The sequence below is a fragment of the Vibrio sp. B1FIG11 genome, from assembly GCF_905175335.1.
GTDB lineage: Bacteria > Pseudomonadota > Gammaproteobacteria > Enterobacterales > Vibrionaceae > Vibrio > Vibrio campbellii.
Genome location: NZ_HG992751.1, coordinates 2,224,364 through 2,243,789 on the forward strand (window position 1 = coordinate 2,224,364; position 19,426 = coordinate 2,243,789).

Consider the following 19,426-nt stretch of genomic DNA (forward strand, 5'->3'; position numbering starts at 1 on the left):
ATTCACTAGCTTAAATTAATAGGGCTTGCTAAAAGCAAGCCCTCACTATAAAACCTTATAGAAAAGGCTTATTAAATTGATGTAGCAAGTAGAGTTACTGAAGCTTGAACATCTTGACCGCTTACGTCAGCCGTTAGCACTTGAGTTTGCGCGATAGTCACGCCAATCGAGTCAGTAGTGCCAGTAAGAGCAGCGTTTACAGCTACAACTTCACCGTTGATCTTAACTTCAGCAACTTGGTCAAGCTGTGGAGAACCCGCGTAAGCGATTTCAGCCGCTTTTAAAGTCCAAGTCGCTGCTTGTAGAGCGCCAACAACTGGCGCTTCTGCAGTACCATCATTAGCGTGTGATTCAAGTAGAAGAGTTGGAGATACGAATGTACCGTCAATATTCGGAGCAAGCGTACCAGTTACAGGGCTTAAATCACCGCCAAGACCAGTAATAAGTAGAGTATCACCAGCGTTGATTGCAGGAACTTTACCTGTCCATACAACCACTGCAGTTGGGTCCGCCGCCTGTGCGCTGCCAATAGCCATACCTGCCAAAACTAGAGAAGTTAGTGCTGCTTTTTTGAAATTGTTCATTTTTTCTTCCTTAGGAAATATAAGTACACAATGTATGTAGTTAATCTGAATCAGTTGGATATGTTTCCTCACTCCTCCATGACCAGATGCGTATATTTTTACAAATCACCCCTTACAAAGGATTGAGCATTTTCAATTATCACTATAATTAACTGCCTATGTAAAAATTAAAAACCAGTTCTATTTTTCACTGTTCTTTATTTCAAAAAATAAAGAACAGTTACATGATTACTCCTATATAATGATGACTATTAGTAAGATGACATCTTATCTATTAGAACATCGAGACCAGATAAAAAGCTTGTAGCACTCAAGAGTAAGAATGCTTCTGTTGTATTTTGATTACAACATCTAACGTAATGTGAACCTATTACTTCTATTTATAGTAGTCTAGTATCCAAGCTTACTTCATAGGGTAATAGAATGTTCTATGCTGCTCTTATTATCTAAAGACTTCAGTAAGCAAATGCTTATGCTTGCTGGGCCTACCACAGACGTTGAAGTTGTTTGTGTTGCACCCTTGCATTAAACTAGGGTTGCACTTCATCTTTCTTTCAATTGCGCTCCGACGATTTTTACGATTACAAATCGGACAACCGGTCTTTTTTATAGCCGAAAGAAAATTTTTTGGTGATATAGAAAAAGGGCCATGTTCCAGACAGATAATTTGGACATGAGTATTTTGATTAAAATACTTTACAAGAGAGTAGTCGTATATATCTCCGTACTTCTCTTTTGATTTAACAATAAACTGCTCCGCACGAGCTATCTGATCTTTCGGCATCTTATTATCACTAATTATTGATTCATCAAGTTTCAGTAAGGTGATAATTTCATAATGACGACTATTACTGGAATAGCTTTCTTGTTTTTATTTTTTCACTCGTGCTAAGAAACAATAAAGCCGTTTAAACCATAAAGGCAACGGCCAGTTATTGTTAGATAATAAGCTGCATTCTACTTTCGGTGGAATGAGTAACAGAAATGTGCACTATTAAAATTATTGGGTAGAAAATGCTATGTAAACTCGCTAGATGGATATTTAGCACTCCTCTGGCAGCACTGTCATGGTGCTCATCTTTAGTCTTGAACTACATAATGCTTTATCATTCCCCCTCCCTATGGAGGGGATTTTTTCAAACCGAAATATCCAGCTCAACGTCAGACGTCCGAGACAACAATGTGTTCTCTGAAGTATTAGCTCTTACTTATCAATCGTAATTTCAATTACGTTAGAAATGAAACCAATAGAAAAGGAGAAACTGAAGAGCAATAAAAATGACAATCCACATTGAGCTATCCCTTTTCGTGCTTTCCCTTTGCTTATCTATTTGTGCCTGAACTTCATCGAGTTTAGTTGAAATTCGATACGCTTCGTCAGCGTACTGGTCAGTTTTTATGTCCAAAACTATTCCTTTATCTGCCTCTTAAAGGCATGAATCAAATTAGTTAACTGACACTTCACCTGTACCAGAAACGTATAAAATGGAGCCAGCATTTAATAGAGCGTACTGACAGGTGGCTCCCATTACTTCCTCTACTTGAGCACTCATACCAAGATATTTCGTCAACAACTCGTCTTTGCTAGCATCTGTTTCAACTGAACGTACGCCATCAACCAACACATTCCAAATGTTCACGCAATCGTTCGTATCTGCAGCAACAGGGAAGTTAAATTTTCCTTCTTCATTAACGAAGCTCAACTCTGTCCCATCGATAGTTAAAGTTGACGGCTCACCCTCTACCATCCATTTTCCAGAGACAATGCCCAGTGAACCTTTGAGCGCTCCAGCGTATCCTTTCAAGACAGCGTCACGCGCATCATCTTGAAGGTTCAAAAATCTCGGCGCTGCGGTTACAGCCAAAATACCGAGCAGCACAATAACCACAACCATCTCAACTAAACTGAAACCTTTATTTTTCATGTCTTTCTCCATTGTTATATCGGCTTCCTGCCTATCTAACTTTCCTTTTTTATTGATGTATAAATGAATAGCGTTCTGTAATTTCTTTAGTGTACTCCATACCATTAATTTATACCAGCATGCGTACCTTTAATTTTCAAAATCAAATCTATGGTGTGGCTAGTCTTACTTTGGTGGGTTGGAGACTTTGGGTTACGGTGTATTCCCGCAAGCTTTCCTTTGTTGCGAAACCTCGCTAAACTTCGCCTCCCGACGATAATGGAGAGAAATTGAATGAAACGTGTCGTTCTTTACGTCAAAGACAAATGCCCGCACTGCAAAGATGCTCAACGTTATCTTGATTCGAAAAATATTACCTACCGCCTATGTAATGCGAAGATGCAGCGCGGACGCAAAGAGCTCGACGCACTGGGTGCTCGCTCTCTACCTGTACTTAAGATTGGTGATCGAGTCATGATTGGCTGGAACCCAAAGAACTTTGAGAAAATGTACAGCAACTAAGTGACGTATTAATCCATTTGCTTGGTTACTACGTTATCTCTACCCTAAAGAGCTTCTCCAAAGAGAGGCTCTTTTTCTATCTGCCCACCCTATTTCTTTGCCTACTCACTCTTGTTCAAACAACGACTCTTTAAAATTATCGAATGTCGTGTAATGGCAATTTTCACTTGCGTACAAGCTGTATTTTAACGCTCAAACGAACCGGTCTCAGTTAAGGGGCGCCCTATCTTGCGTCGATCGTGAACTCTGACCGTCCTTCTCCACCATAAGTGAGTGTGAATATGTCAGAGACAGCAATAAAAAACCAAGCTACCCAGGCCCCGCAACCGGTTAATAAGATCAAGCGTACAACCAATGCACTATTGGCACTCGCCGTGGTGTCTATTGGTACTGCGATTGTGGCAGATCGCATCATTCCGACGACCGATAATGTCCGTGTGGAAGGCAATGTCGTCTCATTGATCCCACAAGTTTCTGGTCAAGTGGACAGCGTCAGCATTAAGCCAAATACCGAAGTCAAAAAAGGCGATGTGCTGCTGCAAATCAATACCATCGATCACCAGATTGCGGTCAAGCAAGCGGAAGCAAAGCTCAAGATCGCAGGACAGAATGTTGGCTCGCAAATGGCAGGTGTAATGTCAGCACAAGCTCAATTGACCACTGCGCTCGTGGCACAAGAAAATGCTAAACGCCAAGGTCAACGAGTTTTAGCCATGGCAGAAAAAGGCGTGGTTTCAAAATCAGATGCAGACACAACTCGCGCAACCATTGATAAAGCGAATGCCGATGTCGTTAATGCCAAAGCGAACCTAGAAAAAGCAAAAGCTCAGGTGGGAGCGGCAGGTGAAGAGAACGCTCAGATCCAATCGGCTTTACTGGAACTGCAACAAGCGCAACTGAACTTATCACGCACGACAATGCGAGCACCTTCTGATGGCGCTGTGACCAATTTTAATTTGTCGCAAGGCGCTTATGCCACAGCAGGTTCTCCTTTGATGACGTTTGTTGAAAGCGACGGTTTATGGCTTGAAGCCTTCTTCCGCGAAAACAGCATGGGCAATATTAATGCCGGAGATAAAGTTGAAATTGCACTCGATTATGCTCCCGGACAAACCTTTTCTGGCACAGTATCTTCCGTAGATTTAGGGGTTGCGTGGGGTGCGAATAATCAGCCGGGCACTTTAGCCACCGTAAAAAATCAAAATGGTTGGCTGCGAGATACACAGCGTATGCCCGTGACCATTAAGCTCGATGATAAACATGCGGCTGACTTCATGCGCATCGGTGGACAAGCAGATGTGGTGATCTACACAGAGAGCAATGCTCTATTTAACTTTTTGGGTAAGATTTGGATCAACCTAGTGAGCGTGTTCTCTTATGTTAGATAACCTGACTCAAGCACAAGAACGTCGAATCCTGCGCTATGTTGTCACTGTAGGTTTGGCTACTTTTATCGCGTTATGGTTTAACTGGCCTTTGGCATTTTGTACGCCTCTGTTGACTGCAAAATTCATCGTCGATAAACCGCAGTTTCATATCCTGCATGTCAAACAACTTGGCTATGCGTTGATCTCCACCGCGGTCATTGGCTTTTTGGTATCGAGCGGCTTGCCAGAGTACAAAATTGCCTTTCTGGCTGTACTGTCGTTGGGCATGTTGTGGAGCTATTACCTATTTACCGATCCAAAATGGGTAATGTTTGCCACTTTCTTGATGATTGCCCTGATTTTGATTCCATCGGTTACCATTATAGACAAGCAAGCCGCGTTAGACGTGGGCATCGGTTTTGCGTTTTCTGGTATCGTCGCCGTAGCGCTTTACGGGGTGTCGCATGTTTACTTCCCAGAAGAGGATGCGACTGAATTTGCTGGCTTCCCTCCCTCCCCTCTAACTCAAGTAGTACGTTGGAATGCTGCGATTCGAGCTTGGATGATGTCGTTTCCCTTGGTTTGTTTTTATTTCTATTTCCAACTGTCACAAATATTACTCACCGTTGCGTTTGTCATGCTGCTTTCTTTGATGGCAACCAGCGACAAAGCGGGCAAAACATCATTGTTTTTTGTTATCAGTAATGTGTTAGGAGGACTACTCGCTTTCGCCGCTTTCGTTACCATTTCTCTGGTGCCAAATATGTACATCTACATGCTTGTGATGTTGGTGGTTATTACGTTACTTGGGACCAAGATTTACACCGAGCCCGCCAAAGCCCCAGTCTACGCCACTGCATTTACTGGCTTTATGGTGTTAATGGGCACCTCAATGAGCAGCGGTGCGCTAGACGATAAGTTTTACGTTCGAATATGGCAGTTAGTGTTGGTCGTTGCCTACATGGTATTTGTCACCTATTTCTTCGAATCTCGCGACAAGAAGACCGCGTAGTCGCATTAAGCTTGGGCACTTTATGCTGCTCAAGCTTTCATCACTATTGTCGCAAACTGGCAATGAATATTTCATTAAATTGGTAATCTCATACCTTCCATATTGTTATTCACTGAAGGATGGGAAATACGCCATGCTCGATTCACTCGCTCAAAAATTCATCCCACCAAAGCCTTACCTTGTGTTGGGCAACCGCATGTTTTTGCTTTCTATCGTGCTGCTTATCATCAGTGCGTATATTTATGATGTCGGAGAAGCTTTTGTGGCGGTGGAAGTGGGAATCATCCACTACCTATACAATCTCAAATTCAGTACGACAAAAGACACCCTACTAGGTAGCCTTCATCCTTTGGTCATGGCATTAGTTGCGGTACCACTTTCCATGGTGCCTATCACTTATGCACCTTTTACTAGTGCGCTGTTTGCCTTCTTACTCGTCATAACAGAGCGCGATAAACACCACCAAGGAGTACCAAAGTACATTCTGCCGCTGACGTTTATGTTGTTATCGATGATGATGCCAGTAGATATCCCTGCCACAGAACTTATGCTTCAACGTTCAGTATCGGTTGTGCTTGGCATCACTGTGGCGATCATTGCTAGTACGTTGGTTTGGAGAAACACCAACGCCCAGAATGGCTCGACGAACACCACACATAAAATAGGTCGCGTTGACCTCAAGTACTCCAGTCGCAAAGCGCTAGGGATTGGCTTGGTGCTGTCGTTAGGTATATGGGGTGGCACAGGAGCCGTTTTAGGTGCTTACCTATTTATGATGATCCACAGCCCGTTCAGCAAAGATTTAGCACCGAAAGCTTGGCAACGTTTGAACGGAACCTTGCTTGGCGCATTAGTTTATTTGCCTGTGGGATTGCTATTGGGCTCGTTCAACTCCGACATCGCAATGACAATAACCATGTGGGTTTTGGTCATCGCTTCGCTTTACGGCATCCTTGTGTATCTCGAACACAACTACACCATTGCCACGGCTTGTATCATGCTGCTTATTCTTACTGTATCTGTAGGTCCTTTTAATCCGGAAATGGCAGAATTGATCTTTTCGCAGCGAGTATTGTTCACCGTAATCGGGGGCGCTGCCATGGTGGCTCTTGGGGTATTGATACCACTTAATGAGAAAGAGGTAACTGCATAAAAAAGAAAAGCCTCCCAATTAAAGGGAGGCTTCCATTGAACAGTTTGGTTTTAATTGGATGCAAATCAAACATACCGCTTCACAAAGTCAATAAAAGTACGGTCGGCAATGGATAGATAGCCTTGTTTTCGCCACGCGAGTGCAAGGTCGAGCTTAACGCTCGGTTCAAATGGAATACCCACCACACCCTGTTCATGTTGTGTCACCAGTTCTAGGAGAGCGGTAATAGCAAATTCTTGTTTAACGATACTCAGAATGAGCGGCAACAAGTTGGTTTCAAATGAGGACTTCATTGTAAAGCCATGCTCTTCGCTGACGTGGTCTAAGAATTCTCGGTGGAAGTAGCCATGTTGGAACATCACCAAATCATGCTCGAAAAACTGATCAAATGTGATGGCGTTGCGCTGAGCTAAATCATGTTCCGGAGCCACTACAGCAACCATTTGGCTAGTAAACAGGTGGTCAGTTTCTAAGTCGTCTGGTACAGCGTCACAGCTAATCACGCCAATATCGAGCTGACCATTAAGTAACATTCGACGGATAGACTGTGTCCCCGCCTCCACCAGCGTTAGCTTTAAATCTGGATACTGGCTCTTAAACGCCATGACAATTCGAGGGAAAAAATAGCTGCCCATCATTGAAGGCGTACCAAGGCGCACTTCCCCTTTGGCTAAACCTTTGAGTTCAGCAATCGCTAGCTGCGCATCGTGTAGTTGCTGAATCACTCGCTTAGCGTGAACCAACAAGGTTTCCCCTTCTTTGGTTAAGCTGATTTTCTTTTCTTCTCGGCGAAATAGCGTCACGCCAAGAGACTGTTCGAACTTCTTAATTGAAATACTTAACGCTGGCTGAGCAATGTGCAAAGCCTTAGCTGCATGAGTAATGTTGCCGTGTTCCGCGACCGCCAAAAAGTGTTTGAGTTGTTTCGATTCCATTAGATCAAAAATATATACCAACCATATTTTTAATATATTTTTTCAATCCACAACTAACTGATAGATTGATCACAGTTTCTTTATATTTGCTCGCTCGCATTAGGCAGGAATCATGGTCAGTTTCGGCACTCCAGAATACAAACGCATTACTTTATCTCTGGCGCTCGGCTCGTTTTTGGTTTTCTCGAACCTTTATCTCCTTCAGCCGATGCTGCCAAGCTTTGCGGTGCACTTTCAGATCTCGGAAACGCAGGTCAACTGGCTATTCGCCGCCACCACACTGGCTCTCTCCTTTAGCTTGGTCCCGATGGCTGTGCTCTCTGAATCGATTGGGCGCAAACCTGTAATGATGTTTGGTCTGTTTTCGATCCCTGCTATCTCCGCATTAATGCTGCTTGGCGATTCGTTTTTGTTCTTAGTGGTTTGTCGCGCTTTGATCGGTGTTGCGCTTGCCGCGTTTGCTGCTGTTGCCGTTGCTTATATGGCGGAAGAGCTAGATAAACACGCATTTTCAATGGCGATTGGTACTTATATCGCAGCCAATTCATTGGGGGGAATCGCAGGACGAATCAGCGGAGGATTGTTGGCAGACAACTTCAGCATCGATGTCGCCATCGAAGTCATGATGCTATTCACCCTTATCGGCGTGGTCAGCGTGCATTACTTACTGCCAAAACAGAAAAACTTCACCCCTTCTTCGAGCAGTTTAAGGCATCACAATCGAGCTATTATCGGACACTTCAAAAATCAACGTGTGTGGTTCGCCATGCTGATTGGCGGTTTGAACTTTGCGTTGTTCGTTAATCTTTATTCGGTAATGGGATTCCGCTTGGTCAGTGCGCCACATAACGTGCCTGTCGGGTTAGCTTCTCTCATCTTTGTTTGCTACCTGGGTGGTACGTTTTCTTCCCGTTGTGCCGGACATTGGAGTAAACGCTTTTCACCGATACTTGGCATGTTTTTGGGCTCTATCGTCAGTATGGCTGGCATGTGGATTGCGGTGATTGAAAGCATACCTGCGATGCTGACAGGCTTGCTGTTGATCAGCTTCGGTGCGTTCTTCACTCACACGCTCGCCTACGGTTGGGTTGGACAAAACGCAACACAAGCAAAAGCGACGGCGACCGCATTGTATCTCGTGCATTACTATATTGGCGGCAGTTTAGGTGGATTCCTATTGCTCTATTGCTGGCAAAACGGCGGTTGGTCGAGTGTACTCATCGGCGGCAGTGCACTGTACATCGCAATGTTCGCTGCTATCGCATTCTTAAAACGCATCACAGAGCGAATCGACGCTGGCGATAACGCAGACATAACGGCTTAGCAAGGCGTTAAGCCCTATTGATTTTATGTTGTGTCGTTGGTCTGCTATGCTTGCGCCACATTCATAAAAGCAAGAAAGTCGTATGCCAACGCGCTCAACACAAGAACCACCAAACACCGATATCAATGCGATCACAGAGCAAGTCGATCAGTGGCTCAATGATGTCGTGATCGGGTTAAATCTCTGCCCGTTCGCCGCTAAGCCACAGCGCAATAAACAAATCAAAATCTTCGTGAGTGAAGCCTCGCAAGAAGAAGCACTACTTGAAGACATTTTGCTGCAACTGATCGAACTCAGTAATACCGAGCCAGAAAAACTGGAGACAACCTTGGTTGTGGTTCCAAACATGCTGAAAGATTTCTGGGATTACAACTTCTTCATTGACTGGGTTGAAGGCTTGATCAAACAGCAAGAGTGGGAAGGCATTTTCCAAGTTGCAACCTTCCATCCTGATTACTGCTTTGGCGGAGCAGAACCAGAAGATGATGAAAACCTGACGAATCGCTCTCCATACCCAGTGTTTCATTTGATCCGTGAAGAGAGCATGGAAAAGGTACTTAAACACTACCCTGATCCAGAGTCCATTCCAGATACCAATATTGCACGTGTCTCAGCGCTTTCAGAGGAAGAACGTCAGAAGCTCTTCCCTTACCTATTCCGCTAAAACTCACTCCCCAAGAGACAGAATTCTAACCAGTTAGAATGGGATCGCTTGGGGATTAAAGTTCGGTTTGATATGATTGCGACTTCAATCGATTCAATGGACATTAGAATGCAACTGTCAAAGCTAACCCAAGAGATTTTTGATCACCTATACCGTGACATCACCGAGTTCCGTAGCACTTTCGACCTACCAGTGGCGGATGTTGCAAGCCTAGACGCACAAGCAGATACGCTACACACTTCTCTTGCGATCGAAGAGCTTACTGAACTAGCGGAAGCGGATTGCAAAACAGAGCAAGCAGACGCAATCATTGACAGCGTTTACGTTCTAATGGGTCGTCTAGTACACCTTGGTGACAGCAAAGTTGAAGATAACCTCGCGATCAGCTACCTGATCGATCTACTGCTTAACGTAGCAGTGAACCGTGGTATCGACTTTATCCCTTGCTGGGACGAAGTTCATTCAAGCAACATGAGCAAAGTGTGCCGTAGCGAGCAAGAATACGCAGAAACAGAAGCGTTCTATGCTGAACAAGGCATCAAGCTGATGGCGGTTCAAAAAGGCGAATACATCATTGCGAAATGCGCAGAAGATTTTGTATCTGAAGGCAAAACGGTACGTAAAGGTAAGGTTCTAAAATCGGTTTACTACCGTCCTGCAGACCTTAAGCCGCTTACACAATAAGTCGTCGATTAGGTACAACAGATAAAATTCAGCGCCCACAATACTCGATATTGTGGGCGTTTTTTTATTCTGAGCGTTCTTGATAAACAATCAACTTCGCAAAGCCCTAGCATTGATGTGTTGACTTAACCGCTGATAAAGTGCGATGGCATCTATTTTGGACGCTATGTTTCCTATTGCAAATTGGTAAGCGAGATCAATATCTTGATGTTGATTTGGGTAGTATTTTCTCGCTACTTCGACACATTCAGGCAAGTTTAAAATGAATGATGCTAGAGAACATCAAAGCGACATGCCAAACATTCGTCACCATCAACGTACTCTGCGAACCAATAATGCCCATCTTCCAATTCTCGATAATTTACCAAAGTATATGATTTGGAAAACCGATACTGCAATACAATGAGCTTATTGCATTTTGGCGGCCAACTCGTTGTTTCAACGATTAAATTGTTGTTTTTCAGCTCAGATTTAAGGATCTCAGTTAGAAGGAGACTTTGGAACATACTATCGGTCCTCAAAAGAAGTGCTAGCTCTCCAACAAGAGAAGAAACTTACAGCTAAATTTACCCGCAAAATGCCCTGCGATCAGGCTCTGAATCACATTTGCCCTCTTTGGCATAAAACACTTCCCATTTACTGCCTGAGTGGGTTAAACAGTATCTCTCATCCGCTATACCGTTTAGCGTGATAGAAGCTATGTTGAGGTTAAGTACGTTGACGCGTTTTAAAAAACGAACCTATCCGCGTTTAAGTAACACTACTCAACATTTGGTTCGGGTAAAACCGGTGGCGTACTATCCATGTAGGTTAAGAAGTTTTGCCAAATTTCGTGAGTTCTTTGTTGAGTTAATTGAGTTTCGCAGGAAATAGCCATCACGCCACGAATTGTCCCTTCACGCCACTGCGTATATACCGAATCACAATGCGACGTCACATACGCTTGCCAATCTTTTTGTGCAACTTGAATCGCTTTAATCAGCTCAGGATCATAAGAATTATGTTCGAAACTCGTTTCCAAATACTTATTTAGTTGCTTTTGAGCAGCCTCTAACTCAATGGCTGCACACTGATTAATCTCGAGGGTACTGACCGCGTTATTACAATCAATCGCTTCTTCTTGAGCAAATGCCATAGACGACAAACTCGTTAGAGCCACAATCACGTATTTTCTCATTCCTTTCTCCAAAAAAGAGCTCAAACCAACGCCATTTGGGGTCATGGTTAAACATTAGTGTCTTGAAGCGTCGCTTTAATATACGCCTCAATCAAAAATCAAATAGGGTCTATCTTCCAATATGACTTTACGAACTTGAGTTTGGAAAACTTCTGCCAAGCCCTCTTCCGTGAGTACTTCATCGGCGTTACCGGAAGAATGCAATACGCCGTTATTGAGCAGCAAGACTTTATCAGCGTGTTTAAGCGTTCGGTTTAGGTCGTGGTTTGCGACCAACACCCCAATACCCTGCGCAGCGACGGCATTAATGAGCTGATATAGCAGTCCTTCTTGGGCAATATCCAGCGGCGCTGCGGGTTCATCCAAAATCAATAGCTGAGAGTAAGGGTTAATTGTGCGCCACACTTGCAAACACACTCCGGCTAAACGGACACGCTGCCATTCACCGCCGGATAATGTCTGAATACTTCGATGAAGCTTGTCTTGCAGTTGTACTAGCTCAATAACAATATTAACGGCATCTCGTACTTTCGCGTCGCTGATATTGGCACCAGTTGGCAATGAAAGTGCTAAGTATTGAAAGACATCAACATTGAATGCAGGTCTTGATTGCTGACACAAATACCCACGGATATACGCTTGTTCTGAAAGTGGCATTGTGAGCAGGTCGTTATTATCGACAAGTACTTCCCCACTCACGCCTTCACGCTGAGTTAAAGTGCCAGATATCGCGCCAAGTAATGTACTCTTTCCTGAGCCGTTTGGACCCACGACATGGACAACCTCACTCGGCTTACATTCAAAGGAGAGCGGTAGCAGTCGACTTCCCACTGCGATGTGCTTAACGTGCATCATGACTTTTCACCAGCATCCAAATGAAGATAGGTGCGCCGATAGAAGTGGTCATCACTCCAAGCGGCAACTCAGCAGAATCGAGCAACAAACGAGCGCCGATATCAGCAAAAACCAATAATGCTGCGCCAGAGATTGCCGACAGAGGCAACAAGTAACGGTTTTCTGTACCAAACGCCAATCGAAGCAGATGCGGCACGACTAAGCCCACAAAGCTAATGATCCCCCCCAATGCAACGGAACCACCAACGAGAATGGAAATTGCCAAAATGAGTTTCCAGCGCATCTGATGAACATCAATGCCCAGTTGAGTGGCATGGATTTCCCCTAGCATCAACTTATCAAGCGGCTTGCCCTTGCAGCAGAGCCAAATCAGCACAGGTAGCATGACCAAAGTAACGGTGTGCTGATACCAACTTGCCCCACCAATGCTGCCCATTAGCCAATACATTAACTGACGCAGGCTCAAGTCATCGCTAAAGTAGAATGCCCACGTCACAATCGCGCTCGACAGAATGCCCAAAGCAACACCAACTAGCAGTAGCCTTGCGGTAGTTAGATGCATTGCCCTTGCGATACCAACCAATATGACGGTAAACAACATCGAACCGGCAATGGCAGCCAACATAAAGATCATCGGTGAAGGTAAAACCGGCAAGGCAAACATGACGAGCACCATTGCCAAACTCGCGCCACCGGAGATCCCGAGAACGCCGGGTTCGGCTAATACGTTGCCAAGCAGAACTTGTAAGGTAGCACCAGAAACTGCCAGAGCAGCACCAATAATAGCGGCAGAAACCAAACGTGGCAGACGTAAATCCAACAAGAGTTTTTGTTCAAATGCAGAAAGAGACTGAAAAGGAGAAAGGAATACCTCTCCGACCATCAAGTGGATAGCAGAGAGCAGTACGAAAATCACTGACATAATCAAAAGATTGCGTTGCCAGCGTCGTTCCTTGTTCAGGATAAGTTGTTGAAAATCCATAGTAGCCGATAAATACAAACGAGGCTTAACCTTACAGTTAAGCCTCGGTAAATTGCAAATGTGTTCTTACGCTTTATTCGCCGAAATTAAAGCGATATGGCATTAATCGTAGACTAACTCGCCATCTTCGTAACGCGTTTTCACTTCACACACCATTAATGCTGCGCGTTGACCAATCGCGACGTGGCGATTTGGGAAAACAACGGCTTCGTTATCGTTCTTCGCCATCAGCGGTTTGTCACCATCGTGACCAAACACTTCGCCGTGAACGAATGATGTGAAGTTCTCGACGTTGTCATCAAACATAAAGTCGAAATCTTCGTGCAAACGCACAATCGTACGACTCACACGGTACTTGATACATGGCTTAGACAAGTGCTCCGCTTTCGCCTCTGCAATTAGGTTACGCAGTGACAAATCGAACGCAGTCAGTTTGTCTAAGTCGTTTTCACCAATACGAGCCACTCGACCAAGCTCCATCGTCAAAGCTTGAGCGCCATAGTTCTCTGCACTGAACCAGCTGAATGTACTGGTTGGCGAGTTAGAAAGCAGCACCGCTTCAATATGTGCACTGTCGAGAAAATCAATCAAAGCTTTGCTACGCACAGGGTGACGCGTTTTCGGACTCACCGCAAAGGTGTAGTGCTTTGAATCACGGATCGCACAGTGCAAATCTAAGTGCCAGCGTGTTTCCGCTGCCGTATCTTGATAGAAATCTCTGACTAACAATTTGAGAGTGTCAGCAATCGCAAGCTCTTTGGTTGGCTCGTGCTCTTTCTCATCAAACAGTCGATTAAGGTTTTCTTCTAAAAATCGCGTGTGCGCCAGAGTCGATTCTGGGTGAGCGATAATGAATAAGCATCGAGACTTGACTTTCTGGAAGCCGGATTCGATGTCTTTGATAATTGAATCCACCAGCTCCATCGGTGCGGTTTCATCCCCGTGGACACCACAAGAGAGGATGACGTTCTTGGTTTCCTGAGTGTATTCATCAGGAATCACTTCTAGCACACCACGCTGATAGAGTTTAAGTTTTACACCATTAGACAGCACCTGCTCCGCTGGCGCGACATCAATATGAACATCTAACGTGTCAGTTAAAAACGATTGGCGAAAGAGAGACTTCGTCATGCGTTACTCCTTAATAGCACGGCGGGTATGTTAATAAATTGTACAAAGGATTTTTGTTGTTGCGATCCCACTTATGAGTAGAAGCCACCAAATTTATTTAAAATCCCATACCTTTTCGCGCCATGCACTCAAATCAAGCATTGAGGCGTTTATTTTTTAAACAATTACAAAGTGTTAGGGCTGTGAACTTTACCACAGCCCTAAAGAAGATCATTATGATTTGATCAACTTTTAGCGTTTATTCACCACGTTGTGCGAGTAAACGTTCAAATTCGTCTACTTTGTCACGAACTAGTTCAACACTCTGCTGCCAGAATTCTGGTTGCGTCAGATCCATTGAAAGATGCTTTTCGACAACCTCTTCAGCCATCATGTTGCCAGTGTCGCGCAATAGATCTACATAATCATCGTAGAAGCGCTCCCCTTTAGCATCACGTTGAGCGTAGATACCTTTACTGAACAAGAAACCGAACAGATATGGGTAGTTGTAGAAGCTCACCCCAGAAATTGAGAAGTGCAGTTTGCTCGCCCAGAAATAAGGGTCAGCTTCGCTCATCACATCGCCATACCAATCTTTCCATGTTTCTGACATCAGCTCACAGAAGTCGTCTGCTGTCAGTTCACCCTCTTGGCGACGCTCGTAGAAGGCTTTTTCGAATTCGTAACGAACTGGAATATTGATCATCAGCGCTAACGCAGAAGAGAGCTCTTCCCACAGCATTTCGAGCTTGTCATCCACACTTTCTGCTTTTGAAATCAGATGATCTCGAACGATGTTTTCAGCGAAAATTGAAGCGGTTTCTGCCAACGTCATCGGGTAGTACGTCTGGCAAAGCGGCAAGTCACGAATCACCCAGTTGTGGAAGGCATGACCAAGCTCATGAGCAAGCGTCATCAGGTCTGAGCGGCTACCACTCCAAGTCATAAACACAAGCGGCGTACGCGTCGCCGGCAGCTTAGTACAGTATGCGCCAAGGCGTTTGTTGGCATTAGGCGCGGCATCAATCCAGCCGTTTTGTACCATCATGCGAACAAACTCGGACATGTCTGGATTCACGGTTTCGAACGCTTCACAGATGACGTCGATTGCTTCATCGAAAGGGTAAACTTTCGCTTCACCACTCAAAGCAGGCATCGCAGCAAGATGATTCCACGGTTTCATCTCATCCAGACCGTGGACCTTCGCCATTAGCAAACCGGCTTTTTGACCAATCTCACGGCTGTCTTTAGCAACTTTCATCATGGCATCCAACGTTTCCGCTTTAATTCGGCTGCCATGCAAACTTGGATCAAGGAAATGGACATCACGTTTGGTAGAACGCTTTTTGTTCTCTGTTAAACGCCAACCTGAAAGCGCGTTAAGGATAGAGGCAAAAGACTCTTGATGTGTTGCCATCGCCTTTTGAACACCACGCCACGCAGCTTCTTGGCGATCAAATTCAGAGCCATAAAGAATGCTTGCTGCTTGCGAGAAGCCAAGCTCTTCACTTTCACCATCAGCGTAGTCAAGCTTCACTTTCAAAGAGCCCGTGAGGTTGTTGTATAACTTACCCCACGCTGATTTTCCATCCACGCTCATTGCCGCTAATAGCTTTTCTTCTTCGGTGCTTAAGCGTGTGTCAGCCAGTTTGCGAGAGTTTAGGATTGAAAACGCCTGACCACTGATGTCTGGGTTTTCATGATCCAAAACGCGAGTAATGAACTCTTCATCAGCGTGAGTCAATTTAAGCTCAAACGCACTGTAAGCTTGAGAAAGCTCAGAGAAAATACGCGTCATACGACCCAGCAGTGCTTTCGCCTCTGCATTTGTCGCATCCACTGACGCGTAACAGTTAGCGAAGTTCGCAATAGTGCCAGCCAAACGGCTTGCCGCCTCGCTGGTTAAGATTGCGTTTTGCATCACTTCAACAGAGTTACAATCGGCAGACTGTTTATTGAGTAGGTCAATGCATTGCTCTACTAGGGCAATGTCATCTTGAATTCGTGGGTCAGCGAGATCGTTATAAACGATGGATAAATCCCAGCTAGGAGCGGTCATTTATGGTTCCTTTTGATGTAATCGAGCCAGCCCTTTTCTCTCTTAAACTCGGTAGAGATTCAAGCGTTGGCTACTTCCGTGACTAATTTTCAAATAGTGGTACGCCTATCGAACGAACTGAGGCGTAAATCTGATCATCGATGGTAATTGTTATATGTGTTACTGACGCATTTCCTATCGCTAATGTCGAATACCATCGCGGATTACGCCAATCTACACCCAATACATGGGCAAGAATCATTCTAATTACGCCACCATGCGTGACAATTAGCAAGTTGTCATTGATATCGTTGATGATTTGAGACCAAGCACAAGTTACGCGATGGGAGAAATCATCCAAGCTCTCAGCATTCGGTAAGGTGTGTTGTGCCGGTGCTTTCCAAAACGCATCGAGCTTATTCCAGTGCTCAGAAAGCATGTCAAATGGGACGCCGTCGAAATCGCCAAAATCCAATTCTTGAAGTTGTGGTTCCACACTTAAAGGCAAAAGTTGCTGCTCAGCAAGTATCTCAGCAAGATCGTGACAACGTGACAAGGGAGAGCTGATGATCCCTTCTACTTCTCGACCCGTTTGTTGCCAGGCTTGAACAATTTTGCGTTGCTCAGCTTCATCGACTTTTAAATCGGCTTGTCCGTGTAAACCTGGGGCTGCGTTCACTTTCCCGTGTCGCAGTAAATAGATATTCAGCGTTTTCATCTCTTCCCTTCCTATGGTTTGAGCTCAAGCGGCAAGCCTGCTGCGACAAACGTGACTCGCTCACATACGGTCGCCAGTTTTTGATTCATCCGTCCCGCATTATCAACAAAGTAACGACTGACGGCGCCAAGCGGCACAATGCCCATCCCGACTTCGTTAGATACAAAAATCAGCGTCGCTTCTGATTGTGCTGCCGCATTCATCAACTGCTCAATTTTTTCCTCTAATCGCTCATTACAGCAGTCATCATCGAGCTCAAAGATCCAGTTGTTGAGCCAAAGCGTAAGGCAGTCAACTAACACGACATCTTGAGACGAAAACTCACAAATTAGCTCAGGCAAGTTAAGCGGACATTCATGTTCAATCCACCCAGCCCCTCGCTGCAGTTTATGATGAGCAATGCGCTGCCTCATCTCGTCATCAAAAGGCAATGCCGTCGCAACATAGTGAAGCGTTCCGTTTTTATTTTGTGCCCATTGTTGCGCCCTGCTCTCTGCTAAGCTCGATTTTCCTGAGCGCGCACCACCTAGAATAAGTTGCTTCATAATGAATGACTAAATGCGATAAGAGTGAGATAAACAAGCAACTCTGCAAGCTGCTGTGCGGCACCAAGGCAATCGCCAGTAAATCCCCCGATACGTTTGGTCAGCCAGCGTTTAAAGCACACACGAAACAGTGTCAGTACCAATAGGATAACCACTGCCTGAGTCACACCCAGTAACAACGCTACAACCCCACCAGTTAAGAGCAGTATCGCGACTTCTAAGCTCGATTGTTTGTTCGCTAACGGTTTACTTTTCGAGGTATCTGCGTCACTAACGTAAGGCATGTCGTATATGAGAGTGGCAGCAAGTGCTCGGCTCACGGTGTACGCCACGACGATCATCAGCCAAAACTGAGGCTCATTGGCTAACTCGCTCCAAAATACAAACTTCGCTAACAGCGCCATCATTAGTGTTGCCGCTCCGTACGTCCCGATGCGGCTGTCTTTCATGATGGTTAAGCGGCGCTCTAACGTCATACCACCGCCGATGCCATCCGCCATATCCGTTAATCCGTCCTCATGAAAAGCGCCGGTAAGCAACAGGCTAAATGCCATGGTTAACACGATGGCAACTGAGTTTGGGAACAACAGGCTCGCCAGTGAAAACGCAGCCGCGCACAGTAGCCCAAGCACCACACCGACCAAAGCAAAGTATCGCCCTGCTTGGTTCATGCGCGTTTCACTGTAAGGTAAATCTGCGGGCACAGGTATACGGCTAAAAAAGCTGACTGCGAGCAGAAAAAGCTCACTCTGATAGCGCAAAGAACGAGTCTCTGAATAGAGTGTATTACCAGAAACAGACACTAAACCGTCACTCCCGCACTCTCAAAGCTCGCCATGTTGTTATAAAACTGAGCCGCAGCTTTTACCAGTGGCAAAGCAAGCGCTGCTCCGGTTCCTTCACCTAGACGCAAACCAAGGTCCAAGAGAGGCTCCGCTTGTAGGCATTCCAGCACAAACTTGTGCCCATTCTCTTCTGAGTTATGAGCAAACAGCATGTAATCTCGCGTCTCTTCATCCAATAAAGTCGCGACGTAAGCGGCAACAGAGACGATAAATCCATCGACTAAAACAGGCGTTTTGTGGCGTTTCGCTTCTAAGAATGCGCCAACCATTTGCACGATTTCAAACCCACCGACTTGAGCCAAAGCGCCTTTGGTATCAAGGTCACGACAGCGATTCACACCTTGTGCGACTAGCTTGATCTTGCGGTTGAGTTGCTCTTGAGTAATACCCGTACCATAGCCAACGCAATGGTCGACTTCCAAAGGACTCAGCGTAGTTAACAATGCCGATGCGGAACTTGTATTGCCAATCCCCATCTCACCAAACATCAACAAGTTCGAGCCATTAAGAATCGCCTGCTGCGCGATCTTTGCACCATATTCCAAACCGAGTGCGACTTGTTCTAACGACATCGCCGTTTGTTTAGCAAAGTTTGCCGTGCCATTTCCCAGACGTTTCTCAATTAAGTTGGGATGATGTTTAAAGTCAGGAACTAAGGTATCGATGGGTGACAACATGCCACAATCAATGACCTTAAAGTCAATTTGGTTGAGGTCACAGAAACAGTTAATGGCGGCACCACCGGCGAGAAAATTCGCCACCATTTGTTGAGTCACAGCACTTGGCGCAATGCTCACCCCTTCTTCGGCGATACCGTGATCACCAGCAAATACCAACATGGTTGGTTTGCGAATTTCTATTGCTTCAACCGCTTGAGGCTTATCTTGGCTCTGAATTAACGCCAGTTCTAGCGCCACTTTTTCGAGCAAACCAAGAGCGCCTAATGGCTTGGTTTTGTTATCAATGCGAGCTTGAATTTCTGAGGCAAAAAAGCGCTCCATGATGAT

General features: G+C 45.2%; 19 protein-coding genes. 7 read left to right on the forward strand and 12 right to left on the reverse strand.

All coding sequences use genetic code 11. From position 1 onward, the window contains the following. Positions 1 to 71 precede the first annotated feature (71 nt). On the reverse strand, positions 72 to 584 hold the full coding sequence (locus KHO06_RS10395) for a hypothetical protein (RefSeq protein WP_212581518.1): 513 nt from the start codon (positions 582 to 584) through the stop codon (positions 72 to 74). A 1,445-nt stretch (positions 585 to 2,029) separates the two neighbouring features. Continuing rightward, positions 2,030 to 2,509, reverse strand: coding sequence for a prepilin-type N-terminal cleavage/methylation domain-containing protein (locus tag KHO06_RS10400; protein ID WP_045369000.1), 480 nt, complete (start codon positions 2,507 to 2,509; stop codon positions 2,030 to 2,032). Between the two features lie 273 nt (positions 2,510 to 2,782). Between KHO06_RS10400 and KHO06_RS10405 the strand changes: the two genes are divergently transcribed. The 4 genes from KHO06_RS10405 (at position 2,783) to KHO06_RS10420 (ending at position 6,542) form a co-directional block, all read left to right on the forward strand. Continuing rightward, positions 2,783 to 3,010, forward strand: a complete 228-nt coding sequence (locus tag KHO06_RS10405; RefSeq protein WP_010647589.1) for a glutaredoxin family protein — start codon at positions 2,783 to 2,785, stop codon at positions 3,008 to 3,010. Positions 3,011 to 3,291: 281 nt separating this feature from the next. Further along, on the forward strand, positions 3,292 to 4,398 hold the full coding sequence (locus tag KHO06_RS10410) for an HlyD family secretion protein (RefSeq protein WP_212581519.1): 1,107 nt from the start codon (positions 3,292 to 3,294) through the stop codon (positions 4,396 to 4,398). Beyond that, entirely contained in the window at positions 4,388 to 5,389 is a 1,002-nt protein-coding gene (locus tag KHO06_RS10415) for a DUF2955 domain-containing protein (protein WP_212581520.1), read from the forward strand. The genes KHO06_RS10410 and KHO06_RS10415 overlap by 11 nt, the downstream gene beginning before the upstream one ends. A gap of 133 nt (positions 5,390 to 5,522) precedes the next feature. Next, entirely contained in the window at positions 5,523 to 6,542 is a 1,020-nt protein-coding gene (locus KHO06_RS10420) for an FUSC family protein (RefSeq protein WP_212581521.1), read from the forward strand. A 65-nt stretch (positions 6,543 to 6,607) separates the two neighbouring features. On the opposite strand, the gene KHO06_RS10425 is transcribed toward KHO06_RS10420, so the two are convergent. Then, the gene (locus KHO06_RS10425) at positions 6,608 to 7,477 is read right to left on the reverse strand and encodes a LysR family transcriptional regulator (RefSeq protein WP_212581522.1); all 870 of its coding nucleotides are present in this window, start codon (positions 7,475 to 7,477) and stop codon (positions 6,608 to 6,610) included. A 112-nt stretch (positions 7,478 to 7,589) separates the two neighbouring features. On the opposite strand from KHO06_RS10425, the gene KHO06_RS10430 reads away from it, so the two are divergent. From KHO06_RS10430 to KHO06_RS10440, 3 genes are all read left to right on the forward strand, one after another. Then, positions 7,590 to 8,801: an MFS transporter gene (locus KHO06_RS10430; RefSeq protein ID WP_212581523.1), complete on the forward strand. Its 1,212-nt coding sequence runs from the start codon at positions 7,590 to 7,592 to the stop codon at positions 8,799 to 8,801. An 82-nt stretch (positions 8,802 to 8,883) separates the two neighbouring features. After that, entirely contained in the window at positions 8,884 to 9,465 is a 582-nt protein-coding gene (locus tag KHO06_RS10435) for a DUF1415 domain-containing protein (protein WP_212581524.1), read from the forward strand. A gap of 108 nt (positions 9,466 to 9,573) precedes the next feature. Then, the gene (locus tag KHO06_RS10440) at positions 9,574 to 10,149 is read left to right on the forward strand and encodes a nucleoside triphosphate pyrophosphohydrolase family protein (protein ID WP_212581525.1); all 576 of its coding nucleotides are present in this window, start codon (positions 9,574 to 9,576) and stop codon (positions 10,147 to 10,149) included. Positions 10,150 to 10,909: 760 nt separating this feature from the next. Here KHO06_RS10440 and KHO06_RS10445 read toward each other — a convergent pair. The 9 genes from KHO06_RS10445 to cobT all read right to left on the reverse strand — a co-directional run bounded on the left by KHO06_RS10445 (position 10,910) and on the right by cobT (position 19,420). Then, positions 10,910 to 11,326 carry a lysozyme inhibitor LprI family protein gene (locus KHO06_RS10445; protein ID WP_212581526.1) on the reverse strand — a complete coding sequence of 139 codons (417 nt, stop codon included), beginning with the start codon at positions 11,324 to 11,326 and terminating at the stop codon, positions 10,910 to 10,912. A gap of 87 nt (positions 11,327 to 11,413) precedes the next feature. After that, positions 11,414 to 12,181, reverse strand: coding sequence for a vitamin B12 ABC transporter ATP-binding protein BtuD (gene btuD / locus KHO06_RS10450; RefSeq protein ID WP_212581527.1), 768 nt, complete (start codon positions 12,179 to 12,181; stop codon positions 11,414 to 11,416). Further along, positions 12,168 to 13,163 carry a vitamin B12 ABC transporter permease BtuC gene (gene btuC / locus KHO06_RS10455; RefSeq protein WP_181144065.1) on the reverse strand — a complete coding sequence of 332 codons (996 nt, stop codon included), beginning with the start codon at positions 13,161 to 13,163 and terminating at the stop codon, positions 12,168 to 12,170. The genes btuD and btuC overlap by 14 nt, the downstream gene beginning before the upstream one ends. A gap of 102 nt (positions 13,164 to 13,265) precedes the next feature. Further along, positions 13,266 to 14,294 carry a succinylglutamate desuccinylase gene (locus KHO06_RS10460; protein WP_212581528.1) on the reverse strand — a complete coding sequence of 343 codons (1,029 nt, stop codon included), beginning with the start codon at positions 14,292 to 14,294 and terminating at the stop codon, positions 13,266 to 13,268. A gap of 238 nt (positions 14,295 to 14,532) precedes the next feature. Next, positions 14,533 to 16,332, reverse strand: a complete 1,800-nt coding sequence (locus KHO06_RS10465) for a M3 family oligoendopeptidase (RefSeq protein WP_212581529.1) — start codon at positions 16,330 to 16,332, stop codon at positions 14,533 to 14,535. Positions 16,333 to 16,414: 82 nt separating this feature from the next. Continuing rightward, positions 16,415 to 17,029, reverse strand: a complete 615-nt coding sequence (gene cobC / locus KHO06_RS10470) for an alpha-ribazole phosphatase family protein (RefSeq protein ID WP_050906797.1) — start codon at positions 17,027 to 17,029, stop codon at positions 16,415 to 16,417. An 11-nt stretch (positions 17,030 to 17,040) separates the two neighbouring features. Next, the gene (cobU, locus tag KHO06_RS10475) at positions 17,041 to 17,574 is read right to left on the reverse strand and encodes a bifunctional adenosylcobinamide kinase/adenosylcobinamide-phosphate guanylyltransferase (protein ID WP_212581530.1); all 534 of its coding nucleotides are present in this window, start codon (positions 17,572 to 17,574) and stop codon (positions 17,041 to 17,043) included. Further along, positions 17,571 to 18,377 carry an adenosylcobinamide-GDP ribazoletransferase gene (locus tag KHO06_RS10480; protein ID WP_050569165.1) on the reverse strand — a complete coding sequence of 269 codons (807 nt, stop codon included), beginning with the start codon at positions 18,375 to 18,377 and terminating at the stop codon, positions 17,571 to 17,573. The genes cobU and KHO06_RS10480 overlap by 4 nt, the downstream gene beginning before the upstream one ends. Beyond that, the gene (gene cobT, locus KHO06_RS10485) at positions 18,377 to 19,420 is read right to left on the reverse strand and encodes a nicotinate-nucleotide--dimethylbenzimidazole phosphoribosyltransferase (RefSeq protein ID WP_212581531.1); all 1,044 of its coding nucleotides are present in this window, start codon (positions 19,418 to 19,420) and stop codon (positions 18,377 to 18,379) included. Before cobT ends, KHO06_RS10480 begins: the two co-directional genes overlap by 1 nt. Between the last annotated feature and the right edge of the window lie 6 nt (positions 19,421 to 19,426).